Annotated in this window: 24 protein-coding genes; 1 reads left to right on the top strand and 23 read right to left on the bottom strand. The window is 28.2% G+C overall.

Annotation, left to right across the window (positions count from 1 at the left end; translation table 11 throughout):
* Positions 1-4 precede the first annotated feature (4 nt).
* From ABHC41_RS06145 to ABHC41_RS06105, 9 genes are all read right to left on the bottom strand, one after another.
* Positions 5-451 (bottom strand): Rrf2 family transcriptional regulator, encoded by a 447-nt coding sequence (locus ABHC41_RS06145; RefSeq protein WP_092924594.1) that lies wholly within the window; start codon positions 449-451, stop codon positions 5-7.
* 245 nt (positions 452-696) lie between these two features.
* Positions 697-1,230: a VanZ family protein gene (locus ABHC41_RS06140; protein ID WP_166505819.1), complete on the bottom strand. Its 534-nt coding sequence runs from the start codon at positions 1,228-1,230 to the stop codon at positions 697-699.
* A 174-nt stretch (positions 1,231-1,404) separates the two neighbouring features.
* Positions 1,405-2,175: a GNAT family N-acetyltransferase gene (locus tag ABHC41_RS06135; protein WP_166505820.1), complete on the bottom strand. Its 771-nt coding sequence runs from the start codon at positions 2,173-2,175 to the stop codon at positions 1,405-1,407.
* 115 nt (positions 2,176-2,290) lie between these two features.
* The gene (locus ABHC41_RS06130) at positions 2,291-3,565 is read right to left on the bottom strand and encodes a replication-associated recombination protein A (RefSeq protein ID WP_092924588.1); all 1,275 of its coding nucleotides are present in this window, start codon (positions 3,563-3,565) and stop codon (positions 2,291-2,293) included.
* A 65-nt stretch (positions 3,566-3,630) separates the two neighbouring features.
* Positions 3,631-4,416: a GTP-sensing pleiotropic transcriptional regulator CodY gene (gene codY, locus ABHC41_RS06125; protein WP_092924586.1), complete on the bottom strand. Its 786-nt coding sequence runs from the start codon at positions 4,414-4,416 to the stop codon at positions 3,631-3,633.
* A gap of 139 nt (positions 4,417-4,555) precedes the next feature.
* Positions 4,556-6,664 carry a type I DNA topoisomerase gene (gene topA / locus ABHC41_RS06120; protein ID WP_092924553.1) on the bottom strand — a complete coding sequence of 703 codons (2,109 nt, stop codon included), beginning with the start codon at positions 6,662-6,664 and terminating at the stop codon, positions 4,556-4,558.
* Positions 6,665-6,692: 28 nt separating this feature from the next.
* Complete coding sequence (gene dprA / locus ABHC41_RS06115) at positions 6,693-7,793, bottom strand: DNA-processing protein DprA (protein ID WP_271892327.1); 1,101 nt, start codon at positions 7,791-7,793, stop codon at positions 6,693-6,695.
* Between the two features lie 9 nt (positions 7,794-7,802).
* Positions 7,803-9,338, bottom strand: a complete 1,536-nt coding sequence (locus tag ABHC41_RS06110; RefSeq protein WP_195237286.1) for a YifB family Mg chelatase-like AAA ATPase — start codon at positions 9,336-9,338, stop codon at positions 7,803-7,805.
* A 10-nt stretch (positions 9,339-9,348) separates the two neighbouring features.
* The gene (locus ABHC41_RS06105) at positions 9,349-9,693 is read right to left on the bottom strand and encodes a YraN family protein (RefSeq protein ID WP_166505823.1); all 345 of its coding nucleotides are present in this window, start codon (positions 9,691-9,693) and stop codon (positions 9,349-9,351) included.
* A gap of 128 nt (positions 9,694-9,821) precedes the next feature.
* Here ABHC41_RS06105 and ABHC41_RS06100 point away from each other — a divergent pair, with 128 nt between their 5' ends.
* Positions 9,822-11,117 (top strand): CapA family protein, encoded by a 1,296-nt coding sequence (locus ABHC41_RS06100; RefSeq protein ID WP_166505824.1) that lies wholly within the window; start codon positions 9,822-9,824, stop codon positions 11,115-11,117.
* A gap of 41 nt (positions 11,118-11,158) precedes the next feature.
* Here ABHC41_RS06100 and ABHC41_RS06095 read toward each other — a convergent pair whose 3' ends face one another.
* The 14 genes from ABHC41_RS06095 to ylxM all read right to left on the bottom strand — a co-directional run bounded on the left by ABHC41_RS06095 (position 11,159) and on the right by ylxM (position 25,451).
* Positions 11,159-12,175 carry an alpha-hydroxy-acid oxidizing protein gene (locus tag ABHC41_RS06095; protein ID WP_271892330.1) on the bottom strand — a complete coding sequence of 339 codons (1,017 nt, stop codon included), beginning with the start codon at positions 12,173-12,175 and terminating at the stop codon, positions 11,159-11,161.
* Between the two features lie 69 nt (positions 12,176-12,244).
* On the bottom strand, positions 12,245-13,012 hold the full coding sequence (locus ABHC41_RS06090; protein WP_092924541.1) for a ribonuclease HII: 768 nt from the start codon (positions 13,010-13,012) through the stop codon (positions 12,245-12,247).
* A gap of 181 nt (positions 13,013-13,193) precedes the next feature.
* A complete protein-coding gene (gene brnQ, locus ABHC41_RS06085; RefSeq protein ID WP_271892333.1) occupies positions 13,194-14,495 on the bottom strand; it encodes a branched-chain amino acid transport system II carrier protein in 1,302 nt (433 codons plus the stop codon).
* 479 nt (positions 14,496-14,974) lie between these two features.
* Complete coding sequence (locus tag ABHC41_RS06080) at positions 14,975-16,348, bottom strand: MATE family efflux transporter (RefSeq protein WP_271892335.1); 1,374 nt, start codon at positions 16,346-16,348, stop codon at positions 14,975-14,977.
* Between the two features lie 13 nt (positions 16,349-16,361).
* On the bottom strand, positions 16,362-16,781 hold the full coding sequence (locus ABHC41_RS06075) for a MarR family transcriptional regulator (RefSeq protein WP_271892336.1): 420 nt from the start codon (positions 16,779-16,781) through the stop codon (positions 16,362-16,364).
* A 581-nt stretch (positions 16,782-17,362) separates the two neighbouring features.
* Positions 17,363-19,435, bottom strand: coding sequence for a methyl-accepting chemotaxis protein (locus ABHC41_RS06070; RefSeq protein WP_271892337.1), 2,073 nt, complete (start codon positions 19,433-19,435; stop codon positions 17,363-17,365).
* Between the two features lie 851 nt (positions 19,436-20,286).
* Positions 20,287-21,183: a ribosome biogenesis GTPase YlqF gene (gene ylqF / locus ABHC41_RS06065; RefSeq protein WP_271892699.1), complete on the bottom strand. Its 897-nt coding sequence runs from the start codon at positions 21,181-21,183 to the stop codon at positions 20,287-20,289.
* A 215-nt stretch (positions 21,184-21,398) separates the two neighbouring features.
* Positions 21,399-21,743 (bottom strand): 50S ribosomal protein L19, encoded by a 345-nt coding sequence (rplS, locus tag ABHC41_RS06060; RefSeq protein WP_092924533.1) that lies wholly within the window; start codon positions 21,741-21,743, stop codon positions 21,399-21,401.
* Positions 21,744-21,841: 98 nt separating this feature from the next.
* A complete protein-coding gene (trmD, locus tag ABHC41_RS06055) occupies positions 21,842-22,534 on the bottom strand; it encodes a tRNA (guanosine(37)-N1)-methyltransferase TrmD (RefSeq protein WP_271892339.1) in 693 nt (230 codons plus the stop codon).
* Positions 22,535-22,542: 8 nt separating this feature from the next.
* The gene (gene rimM, locus ABHC41_RS06050) at positions 22,543-23,058 is read right to left on the bottom strand and encodes a ribosome maturation factor RimM (protein ID WP_271892702.1); all 516 of its coding nucleotides are present in this window, start codon (positions 23,056-23,058) and stop codon (positions 22,543-22,545) included.
* Positions 23,059-23,180: 122 nt separating this feature from the next.
* On the bottom strand, positions 23,181-23,408 hold the full coding sequence (locus ABHC41_RS06045) for a KH domain-containing protein (protein ID WP_092924529.1): 228 nt from the start codon (positions 23,406-23,408) through the stop codon (positions 23,181-23,183).
* A gap of 24 nt (positions 23,409-23,432) precedes the next feature.
* Positions 23,433-23,699: a 30S ribosomal protein S16 gene (gene rpsP, locus ABHC41_RS06040; protein ID WP_071119726.1), complete on the bottom strand. Its 267-nt coding sequence runs from the start codon at positions 23,697-23,699 to the stop codon at positions 23,433-23,435.
* A 34-nt stretch (positions 23,700-23,733) separates the two neighbouring features.
* Entirely contained in the window at positions 23,734-25,086 is a 1,353-nt protein-coding gene (gene ffh, locus ABHC41_RS06035; RefSeq protein WP_271892343.1) for a signal recognition particle protein, read from the bottom strand.
* A complete protein-coding gene (gene ylxM / locus ABHC41_RS06030; protein WP_166505828.1) occupies positions 25,083-25,451 on the bottom strand; it encodes a YlxM family DNA-binding protein in 369 nt (122 codons plus the stop codon). The genes ffh and ylxM overlap by 4 nt, the downstream gene beginning before the upstream one ends.
* Positions 25,452-25,514: the final 63 nt, after the last annotated feature.

Below are 25,514 nucleotides of genomic sequence, written 5' to 3'. Positions count from 1 at the left end.
CAATCTACTTTAATAAATTTGTTATATCACAGTCTAATTTGTTTTTGTTGTAATCATCTATCATGTCTTGAAGGTTTATAGCATTTATTACATCCTCTATTCCCTTCTTTAATTTTTCCCAAACGACTTTTGTAACGCATATATTTGAATTTTCACAAATATCCTCATCTATAACACAATCTGAAATTGATATAGGTCCTTCTAGCACTACTAAAATATCCCCTACTTTTATTTCTTCAGGTTTTTTAGCTAGCAAATATCCACCTTGTGCACCTCTTACACTTTTAACAAGTCCAGATTTCTTAAGTGATGAAAATATCTGCTCTAAATATTGTTCTGATATATTTTGTTTTTTAGCTATATATTTTAATGGAACTGGTCCATTCTCTTCATTTAGAGATAATTCAAACATAGCTTTAAGCCCATATCTACCTTTAGTTGATAGTTTCATATATTATCACCCTTTACTCAATTACAATTCATAGTAATTTACTAGGTTTTATCTTCAATATTATTTTATTATATCCTAGTAATTTTGTCAACATTAAATTCATACTAATTTACTAGGTTTTATTTTTTCACATTCACTAATTAAAATGCTTTATTTATACTATATATATACCACCTTTTTTATAGCGTAAACATATTATTTTTTTAATTTTTCTAAATATTTTTTATAAGTAAAAAAGACCGTATTTAAACAGTCTCTTTATAATTACTTTTTTTGAATAGGAAATTAAAAAATCCTCTTATTCCATTAAACATAACTATTATTACAACCAGTATTATTATTCCAGTAATAGCTCCACTTGAATCTATAAATACATCCTTTATACTTCCAACTCTTCCAGCTACTGATAGTTGTCTCATTTCATCGTAATAAGCATATAAAGCACTTATTATAAATGCTAGTGTAGCTGATATAAATACTCTTTTAGTAAATACATAAAGCATTAAACATAAAGAAATGCCAATACATGCATATATACTGAAATGAGCTAATTTTCTAACTATATAACTTTTGCTTCCATATCTTTTCAAAACATTAAATACTTTATCTTTTATACTTATTAACTTACTATCTTTTAGAGTAACCTCTTGTCTTACTTCATCAACTATTTTAACAACTTTATCTGATTGTATTTTAGATACATTACCTTCTTGGCTTGAAAAATAATACATAGTTCCCATTGCTAAAATAACTAATACTAAGCAAATTATTTTTTTCATGGTAGTATCACCTCTTTTATATTTAATAATTATACATTATATAATTATACAAGTCCAATTTTTACAAAAAATATATCCTATAATACTCACTAAATAATAAAGTTTTTTCTTAAACTTTAGTCATGTCTATATTGTTTGAATATAAAATAGGGTATCTCCCAATAAGAGGACACCCTAAGCATAATAAATACTCCATTTTCCTATTTCTTTAAATCCTAATTTTCTATATATCTTTCCTGCTTCTTCATTATCATAAAATAAACACGGAATTTTTCCTTCTTCTAATAATTCTCTGCATAACTTGCTTATACATACAGTTGCATAACCTTTATTTCTGTAATTTGGATGAGTCCCTACACCAACTATAAGTCCATATTTTTGGCTTTCTAATGTACTCTTTGCCATAGCAACAACTTGTTTATCACATGGTATATAATAACCCCTTCCAGTTTTTAGAAGATTTTTTATGTTTTCTACTGTAGTGTTTTCAAATTCTTCTATAACTTCATATAATTTTACCACTTTACCTATATTACCAAATCTAATCTTTTTTACATTTGAACTTCTCATTGTATTTTCTAAATTTTTGGTTGTAAGTAACTTACAAAAACTAACTATTCTTTTTCTATTGATATTTAAATTATTTTCAAATTTTTCTAAACATGCTGTTTTACCACTTATTTCAGTATAATCTAATTTGTCTATAAAGTTAGAAAATCTCTTTACATTAAATTTAGAATGAGAATAAAATGTTAAAAAATCTAAATATTTAACTAATACTCCTTCTATATTGCCACTTCTATCTATATCTGCCCATACACTAAAAAAACTATTATCATATCCAAATCTTTCAATATCCCCAACTATAAATAAATTAAATTCAGGTTCCTTGCTTAAATAATCAACTACCTTCTTATGATATTTTTCATCTATTTTCAAAATCATATACTTCCCCCTGATATAAAAATCAATATATATATGAAAACTACCCTTATAATATTTTTATTATCAATAGTGGTTTTTATGATAATTTTATAATTGTTAATATATCTCCTTCTTATTAACCTTTATTTTTTAAATTTTCCCAATAAGCTTTAAAAGCCATCTCATTTTTATTTTTACCTGGATTGTAATATTTTTTATCTTTTATAAGTTCTGGCATGTATTGCTGACTTACATAATTATTTTCATAATTATGAGGGTATTTATAGTCTATACCTCTACCTAGATTTTTAGCACCACTATAGTGTGCATCTTTTAAGTGGACTGGTATATCTCCAACTTCTATATTATCTAAATCATATATAGCTGATTGTATAGCAGCGTATGTAGAATTAGACTTAGGACAATTTGCTAGATATATTGTAGCTTGTGCTAAAGGCAATTGTGCTTCTGGAAACCCTAGTTGATTTGCTGCGTTGACACAAGCCTCAACTATAGTTATAGCTTGGGGTACAGCTAGTCCTACATCTTCACATGCAATACACAAAAGCCTCCTAGTTATACTATTTAAGTCTCCTGCCTTTATAAGCCTTGCTAGATAATGTATAGATGCATCTATATCAGAACCTCTTATAGACTTATGAAATGCAGACAATATTGAGTAGCTATCATCTCCTTTATTGTCATAATTAAGTATCTTAACAGAAGAACATTCTATTGTATTATCTAGAGTTATGTTAATTTCATCAGAATTACTATCAATGCTAACATTAAATACAAGTTCTAATTTGTTTAAAGCACTTCTCATATCACCATTGCAAGTTTCTGCTATATATCTTATAGCCTTTTCTTCAACTTTTATTGTTTTGCTTTTATAGAGATTTCTTAATTTTTCTATTGAATTCATAAGGCCTATAAATATATCTTGTGAATTTATTTGTTTAAACTCAAATACTGAACATCTACTAAGTATTGCTTTATATATAGCAAAGTATGGGTTATCTGCTGTACTTGCTATTAAAGTTACTGATCCTTCCTCTATAACTTCTAGTAATGATTGTTGTTGTTTTTTATTTAGAGCTTGTATCTCATCTAACATTAAAATTATACCATTATAAGAAAATAGGTCTCTTTTAGTGGCCTCTATTACTTCTTTTATTTCTTTGACACCGCAGTTTACAGCATTTAGTTTTATATACTTTTTTCCTGTTGCGTTTGCTATTATGTTTGCTAAGGTAGTTTTACCTGTTCCTGGAGGGCCATATAAAATCATATTTGGTATAGTTTTATTTTGTATTAATTTATTTAATATTTTCCCTTTTCCTATTATGTGAGATTGCCCCACCATATCATCTATACTTTGAGGTCTAAATCTATCTGCTAACGGTTGCATATTACCTCCTAATATACTTGTATTAAATAAAGGTACCTATAAACATTTATAGATACCTTTTATTATTAGTAATTTGATTTTAATTTCTTTAATTCTTCTATAAGCTTGTCATTAAGTATTTTTATATGTGTCCCCTTCATACCTAACGATCTAGATTCTATTACTCCAGCACTTTCAAATTTTCTAAGTGCATTTACTATAACTGATCTTGTTATACCAACTCTATCAGCTATTTTACTAGCTACTAATAAACCTTCTTTGCCATCTAATTCTTCAAATATATGCTCTACAGCTTCAAGTTCTGAATAAGATAAAGTGCCTATAGCCATTTGTACTACCGCTTTCTTTCTCATTTCAACTTCTAATTCTTCACCTATAGCTCTTAATATTTCAAGACCTACAACTGTTGCACTATACTCTGCTATAACTAGATCATCATCATTAAACTCTTTATCATACCTCGATATAAGTAGTGTACCTAATCTTTGTCCACTTCCTAATATAGGAACTATTGTATTATATTTTTGTGCTCTTTCTGCTTCTAGAGGGAAGAACTCTAATAATTTTTCTCCTGTTAAGTTCTCTAATGTATCAGATACTTTTAGCATATTTTTAGTATACTCTTCTGGGAATTTTTTTTGTCTTGTCCCCTCTTCTTCTACTACCGAACTATCTTTTTCATCATTTAGGAATAAGCCTAATACTTTACCTTTAGAGCTTAGTATGTATATATTTGCACTTAACACCTCACCTAATGCTCCAGCTAATAAGTCAAAAGAAACATTACTGCCACCACTTGTTTGTAACGTTTTATTTATCCTTCTAGTTTTTTGTAATACTTCACTCGCCATTATAATTCATCTCCTCATGAAAATCAGCCTTTTCAGCTTTTCCCTATTCATCTATCTAAATTTTTATTCTTAATACGCATTATGCAATAGAATATTATCACAAAATCAAACCTTTTTCAATATAATAGGCCTTATTTTTCTAATTTTCGCTATTTTCATTCACTGGTTTTATATTATCGTTTTCTTTATTATTTAAATTCTTACAATCTTTATTAGAACATACAACTTTAGTTTCACCCTTTGTGACCTTTTCTACCATATATGACCCACATTCTGAACATAATTCTCCTGTTGGTTTATTCCATGCTACAAAGTCACACTCTGGATACCTAGAACAACCATAAAATGCTTTCCCTCTTTTAGATTTTCTAAGAATGATATCTCCTTCATGACACTTAGGACATTTTACGCCTATTTTATTAACTAGTGGTTTTGTCGTTTTACATTCCGGATAGTTTTTACATGCTATAAACTTTCCAAATCTACCGTATTTTATAAACATCTTTTCTCCACAGTTTTCACATACTTCATCTGTTTCCTCATCCATGTTTATTTTTTCTATACTTTCTTTAGCTATTTCTATAGCTTCTTTTAGTGGTTCATATGATTCTCTAACTACATCTTTCCACTTCATATGACCTTCTTCTATTTCATCTAGCTTACTCTCCATTTGAGCAGTAAAATCAGCATCTATAAACTTTTGGAAGTTTTTTTCTAGTATATCTGTGACTATTATCCCTAATTCTGTAGGATGTAAACTTGTACCTTGTTTTTCAACATATTCTCTATTTAGTATAGTTGCTATAGTAGGCGCATATGTACTTGGTCTACCTATACCTAACTCTTCTAAAGTCTTTACTAAACTTGCCTCTGTAAATCTAGCAGGTGGCTGAGTAAAGTGTTGAGTTGGTATTATATCTTCTATATCTAATATGTCACCTTCATTTATAGTTGGTAATATTTTATCTTCTCTGTCAGTAAAATTATATATTTTTGTATATCCATCAAATTTTAATTTTGATCCTGTAGCTTTAAATATATAATCATCTATCTTACACTCTACATTTAATATATCAAATACAGAGTCTTCCATTTGACTTGCAACAAATCTTCTCCATATTAAGTTATATAACTTAAATTGATCTTTAGTAAGATATTCTTTTATACTATTTGGAGTCTTTTCTACATATGTAGGTCTTATAGCTTCATGTGCATCCTGAACTTTTTTACTTTCTTTTTTATCTTTCTTGTCTTCTACATTTTTATAGTAGTTTTCTCCTATTTCACCTAGGATATAATCCTTAGCCTTTTCTTTAGCTTCTTCTGATATTCTCTTAGAATCTGTTCTTATATATGATATAAGACCGACAGTTTCTTTTTCTATATCTATACCTTCATACAACTCTTGTGCTATACTCATAGTTTTTTTAGTTGTAAAAGATAGTTTATTTGCAGCTTCTTGTTGAAGCATACTAGTAGTAAATGGCTTTGGCGCTGATTTTCTTCTACTCTTAGATTCTATTGATACTACATTCAATTTCTTACCTTTTATATCATCTAAGATGTTATTTATCATCTCTTCATTTTCAATTTCTATCTTCTCATTTTTCTTTGAATGAAATTTTAAATTAATATCTTCATTTTTTTCTGTTTTTGCATTTAGCTCTAATGTCCAATATTCTTTTGGTATAAATGCATTTATTTCTTTTTCTCTGTCGCATATTAATTTTGTCGTTACTGATTGAACTCTACCTGCACTAAGACCTTTTCTTATTTTTTGCCAAAGTATTGGGCTTATTTGATAACCCAAAAGCCTATCTAAAACCCTTCTAGCTTGTTGTGCATCTACTAGACTTAAGTCAATATTTCTAGGACTCTTTATAGCTTTTTTTATTGCATCTTTAGTTATCTCATTAAATTCTATTCTACACTGTTCATTTTCATCTAGATTTAATATATGAGCTAAATGCCAAGATATAGCTTCACCCTCTCTATCAGGGTCGGTTGCTAAATATACTTTCTTAGATTTTTTAGCTTCCTTTTTAAGTTCCTTTATTACGTCGCCTTTTCCTCTTATATTTATATATTGAGGATCAAAGTCATTTTCTATATCTACACCTAATTTACTTTTAGGTAAATCTCTTACATGACCGACCGAAGCTTTTACTGTATAATGGCTCTTCCCTAAAAATTTCTCTATCGTTTTAGCTTTAGCAGGCGACTCAACGATGACTAATGTTTTGGCCATAACCACACACCCCCACTTTTTATGTTATTTATGAATTTAAAATATATCTATTATTATTAATCTGTACTAAAATATCTCTTAATACTAATTCATTTAAAATTATGTTTACATATTTTATATCCATTCTAGTATTATCACAAATTTCATCTATATGCAAGGTTCCTTTATTTTTTATAGTATCTATTATAATACGAGATTTCTTATCTAAATTAATATTATCATACTTTTTTAAATTTTCTTGATTTTTATTATTAATAATTTTATATTCTTCTAAAATATCTTCTATACTGCATACCAACTTTGCACCTTCTTTAATTATTTTATGGCATCCTTCACTCATGGCAGAATGTATACTTCCTGGTATAGAAAATACTTCCCTTCCTTGTTCTAATGCAAAATCTGCAGTTATTAGTGCTCCACTTTTTATGGCAGCTTCAACCACTATAACTCCATCACTTATTCCACTTATAATTCTATTTCGCTGTACATAATTACTTGGATAGACTTTAGAATCTATACCATATTCAGATATTATAAGTCCATCATTTTCTAGTATTTCTTTACTCAAATATAAATTTTTTCTTGGTAAAATATTATCCACAGATGAACCTATTACAGCAACCGTTTTTCCACCACCTTTTATACAGCCCATATGCGAGTATGAGTCTATACCAGTAGCTAATCCGCTAACCACATTTATATTCATTTCTGATAATTTACTACTAATTGTTGTTGCACAGTGTTTACCATATGCAGTTGCTTTTCTTGATCCAACCATAGCAATTGATAGCCCTTCATTTAAAAGGTTTATATTTCCTTTATAATATAATAACTTTGGTGCATTATATATATTTTTTAGCTTACTCGGGTAATGATTATCTTCTATACTTACATATTTTATATTTCTCTCTCTTAATTTTTCTTTTATATTATCTAAATAAGCAAGACTTTTATATTTTACTATATTTTCCTTAATATTTAAATTTATATTTTCCATTTCATTTATTTCTTTATCACTTAAATGAATTATATCTTCTACTTTTAATCCATTTTTTAGCATTTTATCTATTATGTTATTACTTATCTTATCTATTGATTTTAGCCATAAATAAGCATCTTTTTTATCCATATGAGTCTCCTATTTAAAATATGTGTAATAAGCTTTTCTAAATGAAAAAGCTTCCATTATATGACTTGAATTTATATTTTCACTTTCTTCTAAGTCTGCTATAGTTCTCGATACTTTTAATAGTTTAGTGTAACTTCTGTTACTTAATTTATATTTTCCTAATATTAGATTTAATGTACTTAAACCATCACTTTCTAGCTTACAATAATCTAGTAACTTTGATGATTTTATCTCATCATTAGTTTTAATTAAATCATTTTCAAATCTTTTATTTTGAATAATTCTTGCTTTCTCCACTCTATCTCTTATAACATCAGAATTTTGTGAATTATCACTCTTAATTAACTCGTCATATGGTATTGAGTTAACTTCCACAAATATATCAAATCTATCTAATAGTGGTCCTGACAATTTATTTATATATCTATCTATGTCAATTTTTTTACATCTACACTCCTTATCGGACATAAAATATCCACAAGGACAAGGGTTCATAGCACCTACTAAAAGCACATTACAAGGATAGGTTATATTTTGCTTCACTCTAGATATATTAATAACTTTATCTTCTATAGGTTGTCTTAATGTTTCAAGTATTTTTCTATCAAATTCAGCTATTTCATCTAGAAATAATACACCTCTATGAGATAAAACAATTTCACCTGGAGTCGCTTTTTGACCCCCTCCTATTAATGCTTGCTTAGTTGAAGTGTGGTGTGGTGATCTAAAAGGTCTTTTTGTAATAATACCTTCATTATCAGAAGTCATTCCACATGCACTATAAATTTTAGTAACTTCTAACATTTCATCTTTTTGAATTTTCGGAAGAATCGTTCTTATTCTTTTTGCTATCATAGTTTTTCCCGAACCTGGAGGACCAATCATTAACATGTTATGATTTCCTGCTGCTGATATTTCTGCTGCTCTTTTTACAAAATAATTACCATAAACATCTTTAAAGTCTTCATCATAACCTATATTTTCTTTTCTATCTTGTTTTTTAGTTTTTATAATTTCATCTTTATCTATATCTATATCACCATTTAAATAGTCTATACATTCTTTTAAGCTGCTAACAGGTATTATATCTATACCATCAATAAAAGAACTTTCTAATATATTATCTTTAGGTATAAATACTCTTTTTATCTTGTTTTCTTTAGCCCCTATTACCATAGGAAGTATTCCTTTAACTTTTCTTATATTTCCATCTAAAGATAATTCACCTATAAACAAACTACTATTTAAATACTCATCATCTTTTTTTATAAGATTTTTAAGTATACCAATGGCTATTGGCAAATCAAAATAAGCTCCTTCTTTTTTCATATCTGCAGGAGATAAATTTATTACTATTCTAGAATTTAAAAACTTATATCCACTATTTATTATTGCTGATTTAACCCTATCTCTTGATTCTTTTATTTCTACTCCTGCAAGACCTACAATATTAAAACAGGGTATACCATTTTGTATATCAACTTCCACCTTAACAATAAAAGATTCTATTCCTATTAAATTACTTGAATTTATAATACTTAGCATTTTAACTCCTCTAAAAAGCATTTTCTATATGGTTAATCTTTTTATCCATAAAATATACTTCTATAACATCAAATCGAATTTTACTATCATAAATTTTTTTTGCAAATATATAATGTTTTGCTGTATTTGTTATCTTTTTTATTTTTTTATTATTTATTGCATCTCTTCCATATCCAAATCTTAAATCCATTCTTGATTTAACTTCTACAAATACTAATTCATCTTCAAATTTTGCTATTATATCTATTTCTCCACTTTTTATTCTATAATTAGTATCTAATACCTTAAATCCTTTTTGTATTAAAAATTCACAAGCTATTTTTTCTCCTAAATTACCTTTTTCTTTATTATTCATAGCTTCTCCTAATTCAAAAACTTTTTTGTAATTATATCCTCCTATATATTTATGTATACTACTTTTTACTTTTTTGATTGAATTTTTTATAAGTTGCTACTAATATTACTTGTAGAGGGGGGATTTTAATGTCTAGGTCTAAAAGACTTATTTATAAAAAGAAAAAGAAAAGATTATTAAAAAATAGAATTATCTTTTTATCTTCTTTCCTTTTTATACTAACTTTTTCATTTTTAATATTTACATATGGTAATAATCAAAAAAATAATAATACTACATCAAGTAATCCTAAAGTTGTACAAGCTCTATCTTCAGCTAAAGAAACTTCGACTCTCACCTTAAGCACTGCAGGAGATATTATGACCCATATGCCTCAACTTAAAGCTCAGTACGATAATTCATCTAATACATACAATTTTGACAATAACTTTCAGCATGTAAAACACATCTTAGAAAATGACGACTTATCAATAGCTAACCTAGAAACTACTTTAGCTGGTACCTCAGTACCTTATTCTTCTTATCCTACTTTTAATACGCCTGATAATATTATAGATAGTTTAAAATATGCAGGTATTGATATTTTATCTACCATTAATAATCACTCTTTTGACAAAGGTGATTTAGGTGTTAAAAGAACATTGGATATTTGTAAAGAAAAAGAAATAGAAACTATAGGCACCTCTAATAAAAATGAAAATAGGCACATTATAAAAGAAATAAATGATATATCTTTAGGTATAATTGCATTTAGCTATGGTGAAATAATAAATAATAACAAATATTTAAATGGAATAAAAATATCAGATGGATCTAAAGATAATATGAACATATTTGATATGCATGATGTTAACAAGGCTTTTAATACTATAAAAAAAGAACTAGATAAAATAAGAAATACAGATACACAAATAGCTGTTTTACATTGGGGTAATGAATATCAAAGGACTCCCAGTAAATTTCAAAAAGAGTTAGCTCAGAAGCTATGTGATTATGGAGTAGATATAATAGTAGGTTCTCATCCTCATGTTGTACAACCTGTAGAAATAATACGTTCTAAGGATAATTATACCAATACCTTAGTTATATATTCTTTAGGAAACTTCATATCAAATCAAAGACAAGAACTTTTAAACACACCTTACACAGAAGATGGCCTTATAGTATCTATCGAACTTACTAAAGATCATACAAAAAATCAAACCTTAATATCATCAGTAAATTGTATTCCAACTTGGGTTAATAAATATAAAGGCTTTAACAAGGATGTATATGAAATAATTCCAATATACTCTAAAGAACAACTACTTGAAATTAACAATTTACCTATGGAAAGACTAAAACTTTCTTATGAAAATACAGTATCTCAAATAAAAACTTCAGATATAATTAAAGTTCCGCAAAATATTTTTGAGCAAAAGTAAAAGTCTCTCCTAATTATTAGGAAAGACTTTTATTTTTATATCTATTTATATATAACCTTTTCATCTATATCATCTATACTTTGACATCCTGTTAATATCATAGTTGAACTTAATTCATTTTTAAGTTTTTCTACATAAGATTTAACACCTTCTGTTTGACCTCCAAAAGATGCTGTTACAAATGGTCTTCCTATAAGTACTGCATCTGCCCCTAGTCCTATCATCTTAAGAACATCTACACCACTTCTAATTCCACCATCTACAAGTATAGTTATTTTTCCTTTTACTGCCTTAGATATATTAGGAAGTACATCTGCTGCTCCAGGAGTACAGTCTAAAACTCTACCACCATGATTAGATACAACTATTGCATCAACTCCAGCCTCTACTGCCATTAAAGCATCTTCAACTGTCATTATACCTTTTAGTATAAATGGTAAATTTGTAGACTTTTTAAGTTCTTTTATAGCATTTACATCTTTAGGTACAACCTTTTTACCATGCATTGAAAGTGTTACAAGGCCACATGCATCAACATCTACACCTACTGCTATTGCCCCTGCTTCTTCTGCAAGTTTTATTTTATTTATTATGTCATGATTTTCCCAAGGCTTTATAAACACTATACCTTTACCATTATTTTCTTTAAGTACTTTTAAGTTTTCTATTAAAAATTCATCTATAGCAGTATCTCCTACCATAGCATATACCCCTGAATCAATACATCCTTTAACTACAGGTTCTATATATTCTCTTTCTGATATTTGTCCACCCATATTTAAAGTTGTTCCTGTAATTGGTGCAGCAAATATTGGAGCATCCATTTTTTGACCAAATAACTCTATACTAGTATCAGGATTACATACATTATGTACTACCCTCATATTTATCTTAACTTTTTCTAAACTCTTATAGTTCTCAGTGAAAGCTGATCCACTTCCTTTACCTCCCATACCAGGCACTTCTCCTGCACAGGCTACACCATTACAAACTTTACAAACCCTACAGCTTCCATTAAACTTTTCTCTAGCATTTTTTTCTAGTTCTTTAAAATTCATCTTAACTTCCCCCATCTTAAATTGTATAGTTTTGCTTTATAATTTATGGTATTTTTATATTTGTATTAATTATAGCACATTTTTTAAGAAACTCTTTCTATGTATAGGAGTTATACCATGCTTTTCTATAGCTTCGTAATGTTCTTTAGTTCCATATCCCTTATGGCCTTTAAATCCATATTCAGGATACATCTCATCATACTGATACATTAAATTGTCCCTTGTAACCTTTGCTAATATACTTGCTGCAGCTATTGATATAGATTTTGAATCCCCTTTTATTATAGGATTTTGAACAATATCTACTCCTGGTATAGTAGCTGCATCTATTAATAGATAGTCTGGACTTTTCTTCAAGCAGTTTAAGGCTTTTTTCATAGCCATATAAGTTGCATTTAATATATTGAATTTATCTATTTCTTCATTATTTACTATTCCTATACCATAATCTAGGGCTTCTTCCTTTATTATATCAAATAGTTCTTCTCTTTTAGCTTCACTTAGCTTCTTAGAATCATTTATTCCTTCTATCTTAGTTCCTTGTTTAAATACTACAACACTAGCTACCACAGGCCCTGCTAATGGACCACGTCCTGCTTCATCTATACCACCTATATATATATATCCTTTTTCATAACCTTCATTTTCAAATTCGTTTATCTTTTCTAATCTCTCTTCTTCTCTTCTTATAGCATCTAATTTTTTAGCCATTTTTACAGCTAAACTTTGAACTGATTTTCTCTCATCTATTTTCAAAATTTCTATATATTTCAAATATTCATCAGTACTTATATTTTCTATTATTTCTTTAATTTCTTTTACACTTTTATCTTTCATAAATTTCTCCTTGGATTACTTTATATTGTCTATTTATATATAAATATATATTTTTATTTCCTTCTATTAATATATTAACATATATTTGATAAACTATAATATAGTTCATTGTTTATATATTTATACCTTATAAATTTATAAAATAAAAAATCGTTGGTAATTAAACCAACGATTTTTTATTTTATCCAACTCTATTAATATCAGCACTTGATAAATCTTTAGATGTTGGTATAAAGTTACCTACTAATAATCCTATTAATACTGGAACTATCCAGTTAAATCCTAGTGGTGCAAAAGGTAATTTTGTTACAAGTGGTATTGATATTCCCATTGAATTAGCAACAGTTAATACACTTATAAGTAATGCAGCATATGTGGCACCTTTGAATGCATTATCATTTTTAATTCTTTTACCGAATATTGTCATTATAACTAATACAACTGTCGCTGGGTATATCATATCTAATATTGGAGCTGAGAATTGTATTATTGTACTTACTCCAAAATTTGAAACTATTGCACTAAATATACAAACTACTGTAACTATAACTTCATACTTTAATCTTCCATTAGTTATTTTTTCAAAGTATTGAGCAGTAGCTGATGTAAGACCTATAGCTGTCGTTAAACATGCTAAACCTACTATAAGTGCTAGTATTATTTTTCCTGGTTGTCCAAGTAAAGATGCAGTCATCTCTACTATTAAAGATGTTTGAGATACATCTACTCCATATATTTTAGAAACTGTAGCTCCAAGATATGTTAGTCCTCCATATACTAAACATAGACCTAAAGCTGCAACCATTCCTGCTTTTAATGTTAACTTAACTTTTTGATTTTCTTCTGTATATCCTTTATTTACAAGAGATCTTATTACAACAGTTGAAAGTGCTACTGCACCTAACGCATCCATTGTTTGATATCCTTGCTTAACTCCTTCGGCAAATACTCCATCAATCATAGGACTTGGATTTATTTCGCCTAATGGAGATATTATCCCTTTAACTATTAAAACACCTAAAGCTACTAATAATGCTGGTGTTAAAAACTGGCCTATTATGTCTACAACTTTTGATGGCTTTATAGTTAGTACAAATGTAATAGCAAAGAATATTACTGAGAATAATACCGGATTAAATCCATTAAATAAAGGGTGAACTCCCATTTCGAAAGTTGTTGCTGCTGTTCTTGGTATTGCTAATAATGGTCCAAGACATATCATTATAGCTGAACCTAAAATTATTGCTAATGTTTTTCCTGATCTTCCCAGAACTTTACTTACTTCTCCATTACACTTTGCTGATGCTGTTACTGCAAGTAATGCAAGTCCTACATCGGCTAGTATAAATGCTACAAATCCTATTAGCCAACTAGACCCTGATATTACTCCTAAATATGGAGGGAATATTAGGTTCCCTGCTCCAAAGAACATGGCAAATAGTGCAAATCCTACAACTACTACATCTTTAGTTGTTTTGTTCATATTAACGCCCCCTTAAATTCCTTCGAATTTACATAGATAAGTTTAAATATTAAATTATTTTTATATTAATGAATTATTTAATATTTTGAATTAAGTATAACATCTTTATTTTCAAAACGTCAACAATATTAAAAATATACTAACTTTTTTAAATATTCTGTATATTTTCATTTTCGCTTTGTATTACATCATTTTTCTACAAATATCTTTCCCTATTTCATATTTTTTATTACCTTTTTCAATATTTTCAGTATATTTTTTAATCTTATTTAAATTTTACAATATATGGTTTAATACTGTCAATTCATTTTTGTTATTTTTCTAACTATTCTATTTTTTACAATTATATTTTAATAACGTTTTCTTACTATTTTCAATAGTTTGAGCGTTATTTTATATTTCTAAATTTTTTTATTATTTTGTATAAAAATATCTAAAAGAATGTAAAAAAAGCATAGATAATTATCTATGCTTTTTCATTAAATTACAGCTTCTTGTTTGTGTACTTTTTCATCTTCTTTTTCTGCTTTTAATTCTCTATATAAAACAAATGCTGTTATTGCAGTTGCTAGAAAATCTGCTACTGGTTGAGCATACCAAACCCCATCTAATCCAAAGAATTTTGGAAGAATCATAATCATAGGCATAAGTAATATAAATTGTCTAAGTAAACTTAAGAACATTGCTATTTTAGCCTTACCTATAGATTGTATATAGTTTGATCCTGTTATAGATATTCCTATTATAGGTATCATTAATAGATATATTTTAGCTCCATTAATTGATACTTCCATAAGCTTAGGATCTTTATTAAACATTCCTACTATAACATCTGGTATAGTTTGTATTAATATCCATCCTGCAGTTAATATAACTATAGATATTAATGCAGATATCTTGAAAGCTTTATTTGCTCTTTTATATTTTCTTGCACCAAAATTAAATCCTATTATAGGTTGGGAACCTTGGTTAAGACCAAATATTGGCATTAAGAATATCATTGATATAGACGATATTGTAGCCATAGCACCTATAGCTAAATCTCCCCCATAAATCTTTAAAGCATTATTTGATATAACTTGAACTAGGCTTGTAGCAAGCTGCATAGCAAAAGGTGCTGACCCTATAGCAAATATTATTTCAACTAAATGTTTATCTAGCTTTAAACTAGACTTATGAAACTTTAGATTAGATTTACCTCTTGCATAATACATAAGACCCCATAAAGCAGTTACTATTTGAGATGTTACTGTCGCAATAGCTGCTCCTTGTATACCTAATTTAAATCCAAATATTAATACTGCGTCTAAAACTATATTTGTCATACATCCTACTATCATTATTAATGCTGCAAGTTTTGGATTTCCATCACCTCTGATGGTATTGTTTAATGTATACGCTAGTACATTAAATATAGTACCACCTAAAATTATATATATATATGATTTCGCATAACCAATTGTACTACTACTTGCACCAAATATTCTAAGTATTTGATCTCCAAATATTATACCAAATGCGCTTATTAATAACCCTATTATTATTGATAAAGTTATACTATTTCCTATAATTTTTTCTGCATCTTCTTTTTTCCCTTGACCTAATTTTATAGATATATTAGTAGTAGCTCCTATACCCACCAACATTGCAAAAGCTAACATTATAGTCATTATAGGAAGACATACTCCAACACCAGTTATAGCTAATGGTCCAACACCTGGTATATTACCTATAAATATTCTATCTACTACATTATAAAGTGCATTTACCATCATACCTATAATAGCTGGAACTGAATATTTTAGTAATAATTTACCAATGGACTCTGTTCCTAGTATTTGTTCATTTTTCATAATTTTCCCTCCTTTATATTGCACTACATATTTTTTTTAATAATATAATCATATTTTCTGATTCTTCTTTGTCTAAATTAGACGTTATAACTTCTTCCCAACTAGACATTATTGCATAAATATCATTTTTTAAGTCTTTACTTTTATCTGTTAAATATACCTTATATGCTCTTTTATCATCTATGTTCTTTTCTCTTATTAAAAATCCTTGTTCTTCTAGCTTCTTTATCGCTCTTGCAGTTGTTCCTTTATCTATATTTAACACATCTGATAGTTCTTCCTGATTTCTACCATCCTGTCTGTAAAGTTCTAATAAAAACATAACTTGCCCAGAACCTATTCCTAATTCATTTAATCCCTTTGATATAAATGAATTGCCTTTTCTATATATTTGAGATATATATCTACCTATATGTTCTCGTTTTTTACCCAAAAAATCACCACCTAAATATAACACATATTTTAGAGTAGTTGCATAGACAACTATATTAGTATATCTCATTTTAGTTGTCATTGCAACTATTTTATCATATAATTTTTTAACTTTAATTAAACCACTTAAACTCAAAACCTGTTGTAATATAAATACCAACTATATTTCATAAAAAGTAGATTTTCTAAAGGATACAAATCCCGAAATTTCAATATATACATGTGAGCAAAAACTGTAAAATAAATATATAACCTTAATGGAATTTTTCATAAAGGAAATAGATACTATCAATAAAACGCAAAAAATAAATAATAGGATTAGTCTAAAAGCAATTAGGTTCTTCATTAAATATCTTAGTTAATGCATTAAGAATTTTAAATATATTACTAAGATAAACTATTAATAGAAATGCTGCTATTTATAGTTATTTTTATGCTAAATTATCACATAATTCTTTAATATATCCTAATTAAAATAAAAAGTTGCTCCTTTAAATTTAAGGAAGCAACTTTTTATATACATAAATATTTTAAGCTTATATTTTTTATTATATAGAATATTAATATCCTATGATTTATTGATTAAAATTGTTCATCGTTAAATGATATTTTTCCGTCAAAGTACTTATTTTCTTCATCTTTTAAATTAAACTTACCTATAAGTTCCTTTAACATTTGAGCTTGTGCAGATAATTCTTCACTTGCAGCAGCACTTTCTTCAGCAGTTGCTGAGTTAGTTTGTACAACTACAGATATTTGTTCAACACCGACATTTACTTGACTTATATGATTAGCTTGTTCATTACTTACATCTGCTATATACTGTATAACATTTGCTGAATTTTTAGCGCCTTCAACTACTGCTTCAAGAGATTTAGCAGTATCTGAAACTATTATAGTCCCCTTTTCTATAGCTTTAAGTGATTTTTCAATTAATTCTGCTGTATCTTTTGCACTTTGTGCAGATTTAGCAGCAAGATTTCTAACTTCATCTGCAACTACAGCAAATCCTTTACCAGCTTCTCCAGCACGTGCTGCTTCTACAGCTGCATTAAGTGCTAATATATTTGTTTGGAATGCTATATCATCAATATTTTTAATTATATTTCCTATTTCATTTGATGTAGTATTTATATCATCCATTGCAGTAATCATTTCTTTCATTTGTTCTTTACTTTTATCTGTCGCCTTACTTGCTTCTATAGATATATCTTTTGCTCTTAATGCCTGTTCTGCTGTTTCTTTTATTTGTGATGAAACTTCATTTATAGTTGCTGAAAGTTCTTCGATTGAACTTGCTTGTTCTGTAGTACCTTGAGAAAGTACTTGTGCTCCTTCTGATAATTGATAAGAACTAACTGCTACTTGCTCACCAGCTTCATTTATTTGTATTAAAGTGTTATTTAAATCATATACTATTTTATTTAAAGCTATCAATATAGGCTCAAAGTCTTTTACAAATAGATTTTTGTATTCTTCGCTATCTGCATGAATGTCTAAATTACCATCACTAACTTCTGTTAATATATATGTTAAAGCATTTATCATACTTCTAAAATCATTAACTATTTTATATGTAGCATCTGCTACTAGACCTATCTCATTGTCTTCATCTATAACTGGGACTTCTGAGTTTAGATCCCCTTGAGCTAACTTATTTAATCTTTCACTACATTCTTTTAATGGATTTCCTATTTTTTTAGAGAATCTTATAGCCACAAATATAGCTAAAACTGTAACTACTACAGTCAATATTCCTGTATATATGATTGATTTATACATCTCACCAAGGAAATCACTTTTGTTTACCATTATACCCATACCCCATCCATTACTATTTTTTACTGGGGCATATCCTAAAATCCAATCTTCACCATTTAAATTTGCATCAGAAAATCCTGTTTCTCCTGAGATAAGTTTTTCATCTGCTTGTGCAAAAGGTTTTAGACTTTCATTACTTTCTGCTTCTTTTATAGTATTTTTTGCATTAACTAAACTTGCATCTCTATGAGCAATTGTAGTTCCTTGATTGTCTACAAGATAAGCATAACTATTTTCACTTATATCTATGCCTCTAACTATATCATTTAAATAATCTTTATCTAAATCAAAAGTTACAACTCCCACAACTTTACTATTTTCTACTCCATTTTCCCAAATAGGTGCTGAAACTACTAGTATATTCTCTCCTGTTACCTTACTAAGAACTGGACTACCTAAATATGCCTTACCATTTATAGAAGCTTTAAAGTAATCTCTGTCAGAGTAATCGTTTCCACTAAAAATATCTTTTCCATTTGTATCTATTATTTGACCCACTTTCATTCCATATAATTTTTCTTGTCTATCTATAATACTTTCTTTTTCTTCCTTACTTACTTTTGGGTCTGAAATTTCCTTAATGATACCTGTTTGAATTGTTGCATTTTTTATATTTGTAATTTTTTGAGTTGCAGTTTGTGCTGCTTGCTTAGTAGTTTCTACTATGGTTTTTGATAATACACTGTTAGCACTCTTATAATTTAAGTAACTTGTAACAGTACCTAAAAGTAAACAACTTATAACTGAAAAACTTACTATTATCAAAGTTAGTTGAGTTTTTATACTTTTGCTTTTACTTTTACCTTTTATCCTATGCCATAATTTAGTTTCCATTAATTGCCTTCCTCCTCTTATCACACTTATTTTCATACATTCTTTTCATTAAATAACCCTGCATTATAAATCATTAGATTTTAAATATACTCATTCCAAATAATTTATTCACCTCAAACCTTCCATATTAAAATTTGCTCTCATTAAATCATTTAAGATTTGTTGATTTGTTTTGTGCTAAATATCATAATATAATTTCCATATTATGGTTAATAATACGGACGTTTCTATAATTTTTTTAGACTTATTAATAACTATTTCTACTACAAAAGTTTAAAACATACCTTATAATTACATGTACAGCGTCCCTAGTACTATATAAGTCAAAGCAACAGCTGTAAGTAAAACTTAAAGTGAGAAACAAATATTACAGTAACAGTAACTAAAAATTCATTAAGATTAAAACTAAGATTTGATTGTATAAAAATTAAGAAACAGATAAGACAATAATAAAAATAAGACTTATTCAAATATAAACCCAGGTTCACTCAATGATGATGTACATACAGTAGGAGTTATATTATCACTTAAAAACTTTACATTATTAGAAGTGGCAAAAATAGATAATTCAACATTGTCTGAATAAAAATTTACCTCATTCTTTTTGTATATTAAAATTTATAGAGAATAATTTTATAGAAATTAAAAAGAAATTATTAATGAGTTTTAAAAACTACATCAGGTAAAAGGAATCAATATATAATCTTAAAGTAAATTTAACAAAAAAAGAAATAGAAACAGTCATGTCTATAATAGTTTCTAAAAATATATTAGACATAAAATAAAGGTAGAGCTTTTGCTCTACCTTGTTTTAGTTAAGTATACTAATTACAAAACTTTCTAACAGAACCTTAATTTTTTATATCTTCTGGAACCTCTAAAGTTATTTTTCCTATTTTTCCATCTCTAAACTCATTTAATACAGTAGTTGCTATACGAGTATAATCTAACTCTTTTCTTCCTGTTACAAATCCTCTTTTACGTCCTATCATGTCCATAGTTTCTATATCACTATTACCTAATTCCTCTAACTTATATCTAGCTTTTAATTTTTCTGGCTCTATCTCCATAAGCTTTCCTATAAGTCTTAAAGCAAGTGTATCAATATCTAGTATTTCATCTTTTATCGCTCTACAAAACGCTAAATTAAGGGCTACATCTTGATCTTCAAATTTAGGCCAAAGTATACCTGGTGTATCTAATAATTCTAGGTTTCCTTTTAATCTTACCCACTGTTTACCTTTAGTAACACCTGGCTTATCTCCTGTTACTGTACTTTTTCTACCTGTTAATTTATTTATTATAGACGATTTACCTACGTTTGGTACTCCAACTATCATTATTCTTATAGGTCTTTCTTTTCTACCTTTTTCTTTTAATGCATCCATCTTACCTTTAGTTACATTTTTACACTCATCTATTAATTTATTAAGACCCATACCTTTAATAGTATCTATTGGTATAGCTTTTATACCTTTTTCTTTATAGTATTTTATCCATCTATCAAGCTTTGCTCTATCTGCTAAGTCACTTTTATTTAATATAACAACTCTTGGTTTATTTCCTGCAAGTTTGTCTATATCTGGATTTTTACTACTAAATGGTATTCTAGCATCTAAAAGTTCTACTACAACATCTACTAATTTTAAATTATCTCTAACTAAGTCCTTAGTCTTTTTCATGTGTCCTGGATACCAGTTTATATGTAAATTATCGTCTCTTAGATATTCATCATAATCGGTTCTCATTTTATCTCCTCTTGCCATGATTATCACTCCTTTTTATATTAATTCGCTCATTTTATTTCAACTTATCTATTATACCATAATATTTTTTTATTTGCTTGTTTAATATTTGATGCTACATTACTTCTATTATAACTATAACATATATTTTTTAAACCTCTTTATATATATAAAAAAAGGACTGTAAATCAGTCCTTTTTATCTATAGTAAAGTTTAATTATCTAGCTTCTTTTATCTTAGCAGCTTTACCTACTCTACCTCTTAAGTAGTTTAACTTAGCTCTTCTTACTTTACCTTTTCTAGTTACTTCTATCTTTTCTATTCTTGGAGTGTGAACTGGGAAAGTTCTTTCTACACCAACGTTGAAAGATATTTTTCTAACAGTGAAAGTTTCTTTTATTCCTCCACCTTGTCTCTTTAATACTACACCTTCGAATACTTGTATTCTTTCTCTTTTACCTTCAACTATTCTAACGTGTACTCTTACTGTGTCCCCAGGTCCAAAGTTAGGAACTTCTTTCTTTAATTGCTCTTGCTCTAATGATCTTAATATTTCGTTCATTTTTTTCCTCCTGATATCATAGACATTCTTAATTACTGACCAACGTAACAGAGGAATGCCCGTTTTTTCAACATTTTAAATTATACTATACTTTAAACTTATTTACAAGCTTTTTTGTACAAGTCTGGCCTTCTTTCTTTAGTTATTTTTATAGACTGTTCATGTCTCCAATTATCAACATTTTTGTGGTTTCCAGATAATAAAACATACGGTACTTCTAACCCCATAAATTCTCTAGGTCTAGTGTAGTGAGGGTACTCTAATAAGTTATCTTTGAAAGATTCTTCTTCAAAAGATTCATTTTGGCTTAATACTCCTGGTATTAGCCTTGATATAGAATCGATCAATATAAGAGCTGGTAACTCTCCTCCTGTTAATACATAATCTCCAATAGATATTTCATCTGTTACTATTAAATCTATAATTCTTTGATCTATGCCTTCATAATGTCCACAAAGTAATATTATATCTTCTTCTGTAGAAAATTCTTGTGCTATAGACTGGCTATGCACTTTACCTTTAGGTGTTAAATATATTACTCTAGGGTTATCTATACCATGAGTATCAATAATATGCTTATATGTATCATATATAGGTTGAGGAGTCATAACCATACCTGCTCCCCCTCCAAATGGGTAATCATCTACTTTTTTGTGCTTACTATTTGAAAAATCTCTAATGTTATATATAAATACTTCTATTTTTCCTTTTTCAATAGCCCTTTTCATTATACTTTCACTCATATAAGAGTTAAATATATCAGGAAATAATGTCATTATATGAAATCTCATTTTATCACCTAGTCTAACATACCTTTTATAGGATTTATTATCATTTTCTTCTCATTAATATCTATAGTAGGTACAAACTGCATAACAGCTGGTATTAAGTATTCTTTGTTATTTTCATCTTTTACAACATATACATCATTAGCAGCATATTGTAAAACTTCTGCTAATTTTCCTACATATTGCCCATCAATAGTTTCTACATCCATTCCTATCATATCAGCTACAAAGAATTCATCTTCATCAAGTTCTCTAGAATTTTCTCTAGATACATATATAAATTTATCTCTTAATTTTTCTGCATCTTCTATTCTATCGATACCTTTTATTTTCATTATTACCATATTTCCTTTATATCTTACTCTTTCAACTTCTAAAGGGTTTTCTCTGTCTTTTCCTATGTAAAATTCTTCTAAATCATCAAATCTATTTATATCATCAGTATAACTATAAACTCTAACTTCACCTTTTAACCCTTGTGTATTGACTATTTTTCCTATTTTAAAATGTGTTACTTGTGTCATTATCATTCTCCTTAAAGATAATATTTTATATGTTCTTTCTATAATTTTATTATTATTATGCACTATAAAACTATAGTCTATAAGTTCTTAATACATTAAAAGGATTAGGTATATACCTAATCCTTTTAAACTATATCAAGAGAAACTTTAACATTCTCTTTGTTAGCAACGGCTTTTACAACAGTCCTTATAGACTTAGCTATTCTACCTTGCTTTCCGATAACTTTTCCCATGTCATCCTGAGAAACTTTTAGTTTTAATGTTATTTCCTCATTGTGTCTGACTTCTTCAACTATTACAGCTTCAGGATTGTCAACTAGAGCTTTAGCTATCTCTAACACTAGCTCTTTCATATACTCATCTCCTAATAAAGCTTATTATTTTTTAGAAGCTTCGAACTTTTCCATAACACCGTTGTTAACTAATAAAGTTTTTACAGTGTCAGTTGGTTGAGCACCATTTGATAACCACTTAACAGCTTTCTCATCGTTTATTTTAACTTGCTTTGGTTGAGAAACTGGGTTGTAGTATCCTATTTCCTCTATGAATTTTCCATCTCTTGGAGATCTAGAATCTGCTACTACTATTCTGTAGAAAGGTTTTTTGTTTGATCCCATTCTTTTTAATCTTATTTTAACTGCCATTACAGTCACCTCCGAAAATTTTTATTTTGCTTATTTATTTAAAGAAAGGAAGTCCGGCAAAACCGCCCCTTTTCTTCATACTTTTTTGAGAGCCTGTAAACATCTTCATCATCTTCTTCATCTCATTGAATTGTTTTAAAAGTCTGTTTACATCTTGAACAGTAGTTCCACTACCTTTAGCTATTCTTCTTTTTCTAGAAGCATTTAGTAAACTTGGGTCTTTTCTTTCTTCTTTTGTCATAGATTGAACAATGGCTTTAGTTCTTTTCATTTCTTTACCATTTAAATCTACATCTCCAAGTTGGTCTTTTATATTCCCTATACCTGGAATCATACCTAATATTTTATCAAGAGGACCCATATTTTGGATTTGCTCCATTTGTTCTAAGAAATCTTCAAAATCAAGTTCTTGTTTTTTAATCTTTTCTTCTAATTCCTTAGCTTTATCTAAATCAATATTTTCTTGTGCCTTTTCTATTAAGCTAAGTATATCACCCATACCTAATATTCTTGAGGCCATTCTATCTGGATGGAAAGGTTCTAAATCATCTAATTTTTCACCCATACCTATGAATTTTATAGGTTTTTGTGTTACAGCTCTTATTGAAAGTGCAGCACCACCTCTAGTGTCTCCATCTAGTTTTGTTAGTATTACTCCATCTACACCAAGAGTTTCATTGAAGCTTTCTGCGACATTGACTGCATCTTGTCCTGTCATTGAGTCTACTACTAACAGTATTTCATGAGGTTTAACTTCAGATTTTATAGATTTTAATTCATCCATTAAAGCTTCATCTATATGAAGTCTACCTGCTGTATCTATTATAACTAAGTCATTATTATTTTTTATTGCATGACTTAATCCTGCTTTTGCTATGTTTACTGGACTTTCCTTATCACCCATGTTGAATACTGGTATTTCTAACTTTTCTCCAACAACTTGTAACTGCTTTATAGCCGCTGGTCTATAAACGTCACAGGCAACAAGTAAAGGTTTCTTACCTTGTTTTTTGAAATATCCTCCAAGTTTTCCAGATGTAGTTGTTTTACCTGCACCTTGAAGACCTACCATCATTATTATAGTTGGTGGTTTTGGAGATATTACTATTTTACTAGCTACATCACCCATTAGGCTTGTAAGCTCTTCATTTACTATTTTTATTACATGTTGTGCCGGAGTTAAACTCTGCATAACTTCTTGCCCAACACATCTTTCTTGCACCTTCTTTATAAAATCTTTTACAACCTTAAAGTTAACGTCCGCCTCTAAAAGAGCAAGTTTAACTTCTCTCATAGCATCTTTTACGTCTTTTTCGGTTAATTTACCTTTAGATTTTAATTTATCAAGTGCACCTTGCAATTTATCTGATAATCCTTCAAATATCATTTTAACATCTCCCTACATACATCTTCTATATTTTCTAGCTTAGGGATTAAATTAGCACAATCTCTATTTTGCAATAAATTTTGTTTAATGTCAACAATTTTATCTTGTATATTTTTTATAAAATTTTCTTGTTCTTTATGTTTATGAACTAAATTTAATTTACTCTCGTAGTCTTTTAGTATTTTTTCTGAACGCTTAAGAGTATCATATACTCCTTGTCTTGATACATTCAGATTTTCACTAATTTCACCTAGAGAATAGTCTTCTTCGTAGTAAAGTGAAACTATTTCTCGCTGCTTATCAGTAAGTAGTTCTTTGTATTGTTCAAACAACAATCCAATCTCAACCATTTTTTCTATATTCATCTCTTTACACTTCCCAGTAAATTACTGTAAAGGTTAATTACTTTACACATTGTATTTTATATC

Origin of the sequence: Romboutsia sp. 1001216sp1, from assembly GCF_039841805.1 — a bacterium.
GTDB lineage: Bacteria > Bacillota > Clostridia > Peptostreptococcales > Peptostreptococcaceae > Romboutsia_C > Romboutsia_C hominis.
This window is presented reverse-complemented; position numbering and strand designations above follow the sequence as displayed.

What these genes read in the sequence shown, in the direction of transcription:
- ABHC41_RS06145 (WP_092924594.1), bottom strand. Translation starts at nt 451, where the DNA reads ATGAAACTATCAACTAAAGGTAGATATGGGCTTAAAGCTATGTTTGAA.
- ABHC41_RS06140 (WP_166505819.1), bottom strand. Translation starts at nt 1,230, where the DNA reads ATGAAAAAAATAATTTGCTTAGTATTAGTTATTTTAGCAATGGGAACT.
- ABHC41_RS06135 (WP_166505820.1), bottom strand. Translation starts at nt 2,175, where the DNA reads ATGATTTTGAAAATAGATGAAAAATATCATAAGAAGGTAGTTGATTAT.
- ABHC41_RS06130 (WP_092924588.1), bottom strand. Translation starts at nt 3,565, where the DNA reads ATGCAACCGTTAGCAGATAGATTTAGACCTCAAAGTATAGATGATATG.
- codY (WP_092924586.1), bottom strand. Translation starts at nt 4,416, where the DNA reads ATGGCGAGTGAAGTATTACAAAAAACTAGAAGGATAAATAAAACGTTA.
- topA (WP_092924553.1), bottom strand. Translation starts at nt 6,664, where the DNA reads ATGGCCAAAACATTAGTCATCGTTGAGTCGCCTGCTAAAGCTAAAACG.
- dprA (WP_271892327.1), bottom strand. Translation starts at nt 7,793, where the DNA reads ATGGATAAAAAAGATGCTTATTTATGGCTAAAATCAATAGATAAGATA.
- ABHC41_RS06110 (WP_195237286.1), bottom strand. Translation starts at nt 9,338, where the DNA reads ATGCTAAGTATTATAAATTCAAGTAATTTAATAGGAATAGAATCTTTT.
- ABHC41_RS06105 (WP_166505823.1), bottom strand. Translation starts at nt 9,693, where the DNA reads ATGAATAATAAAGAAAAAGGTAATTTAGGAGAAAAAATAGCTTGTGAA.
- ABHC41_RS06100 (WP_166505824.1), top strand. Translation starts at nt 9,822, where the DNA reads ATGTCTAGGTCTAAAAGACTTATTTATAAAAAGAAAAAGAAAAGATTA.
- ABHC41_RS06095 (WP_271892330.1), bottom strand. Translation starts at nt 12,175, where the DNA reads ATGAATTTTAAAGAACTAGAAAAAAATGCTAGAGAAAAGTTTAATGGA.
- ABHC41_RS06090 (WP_092924541.1), bottom strand. Translation starts at nt 13,012, where the DNA reads ATGAAAGATAAAAGTGTAAAAGAAATTAAAGAAATAATAGAAAATATA.
- brnQ (WP_271892333.1), bottom strand. Translation starts at nt 14,495, where the DNA reads ATGAACAAAACAACTAAAGATGTAGTAGTTGTAGGATTTGCACTATTT.
- ABHC41_RS06080 (WP_271892335.1), bottom strand. Translation starts at nt 16,348, where the DNA reads ATGAAAAATGAACAAATACTAGGAACAGAGTCCATTGGTAAATTATTA.
- ABHC41_RS06070 (WP_271892337.1), bottom strand. Translation starts at nt 19,435, where the DNA reads ATGGAAACTAAATTATGGCATAGGATAAAAGGTAAAAGTAAAAGCAAA.
- ylqF (WP_271892699.1), bottom strand. Translation starts at nt 21,183, where the DNA reads ATGAGAACCGATTATGATGAATATCTAAGAGACGATAATTTACATATA.
- rplS (WP_092924533.1), bottom strand. Translation starts at nt 21,743, where the DNA reads ATGAACGAAATATTAAGATCATTAGAGCAAGAGCAATTAAAGAAAGAA.
- trmD (WP_271892339.1), bottom strand. Translation starts at nt 22,534, where the DNA reads ATGAGATTTCATATAATGACATTATTTCCTGATATATTTAACTCTTAT.
- ABHC41_RS06045 (WP_092924529.1), bottom strand. Translation starts at nt 23,408, where the DNA reads ATGAAAGAGCTAGTGTTAGAGATAGCTAAAGCTCTAGTTGACAATCCT.
- rpsP (WP_071119726.1), bottom strand. Translation starts at nt 23,699, where the DNA reads ATGGCAGTTAAAATAAGATTAAAAAGAATGGGATCAAACAAAAAACCT.
- ffh (WP_271892343.1), bottom strand. Translation starts at nt 25,086, where the DNA reads ATGATATTTGAAGGATTATCAGATAAATTGCAAGGTGCACTTGATAAA.
- ylxM (WP_166505828.1), bottom strand. Translation starts at nt 25,451, where the DNA reads ATGAATATAGAAAAAATGGTTGAGATTGGATTGTTGTTTGAACAATAC.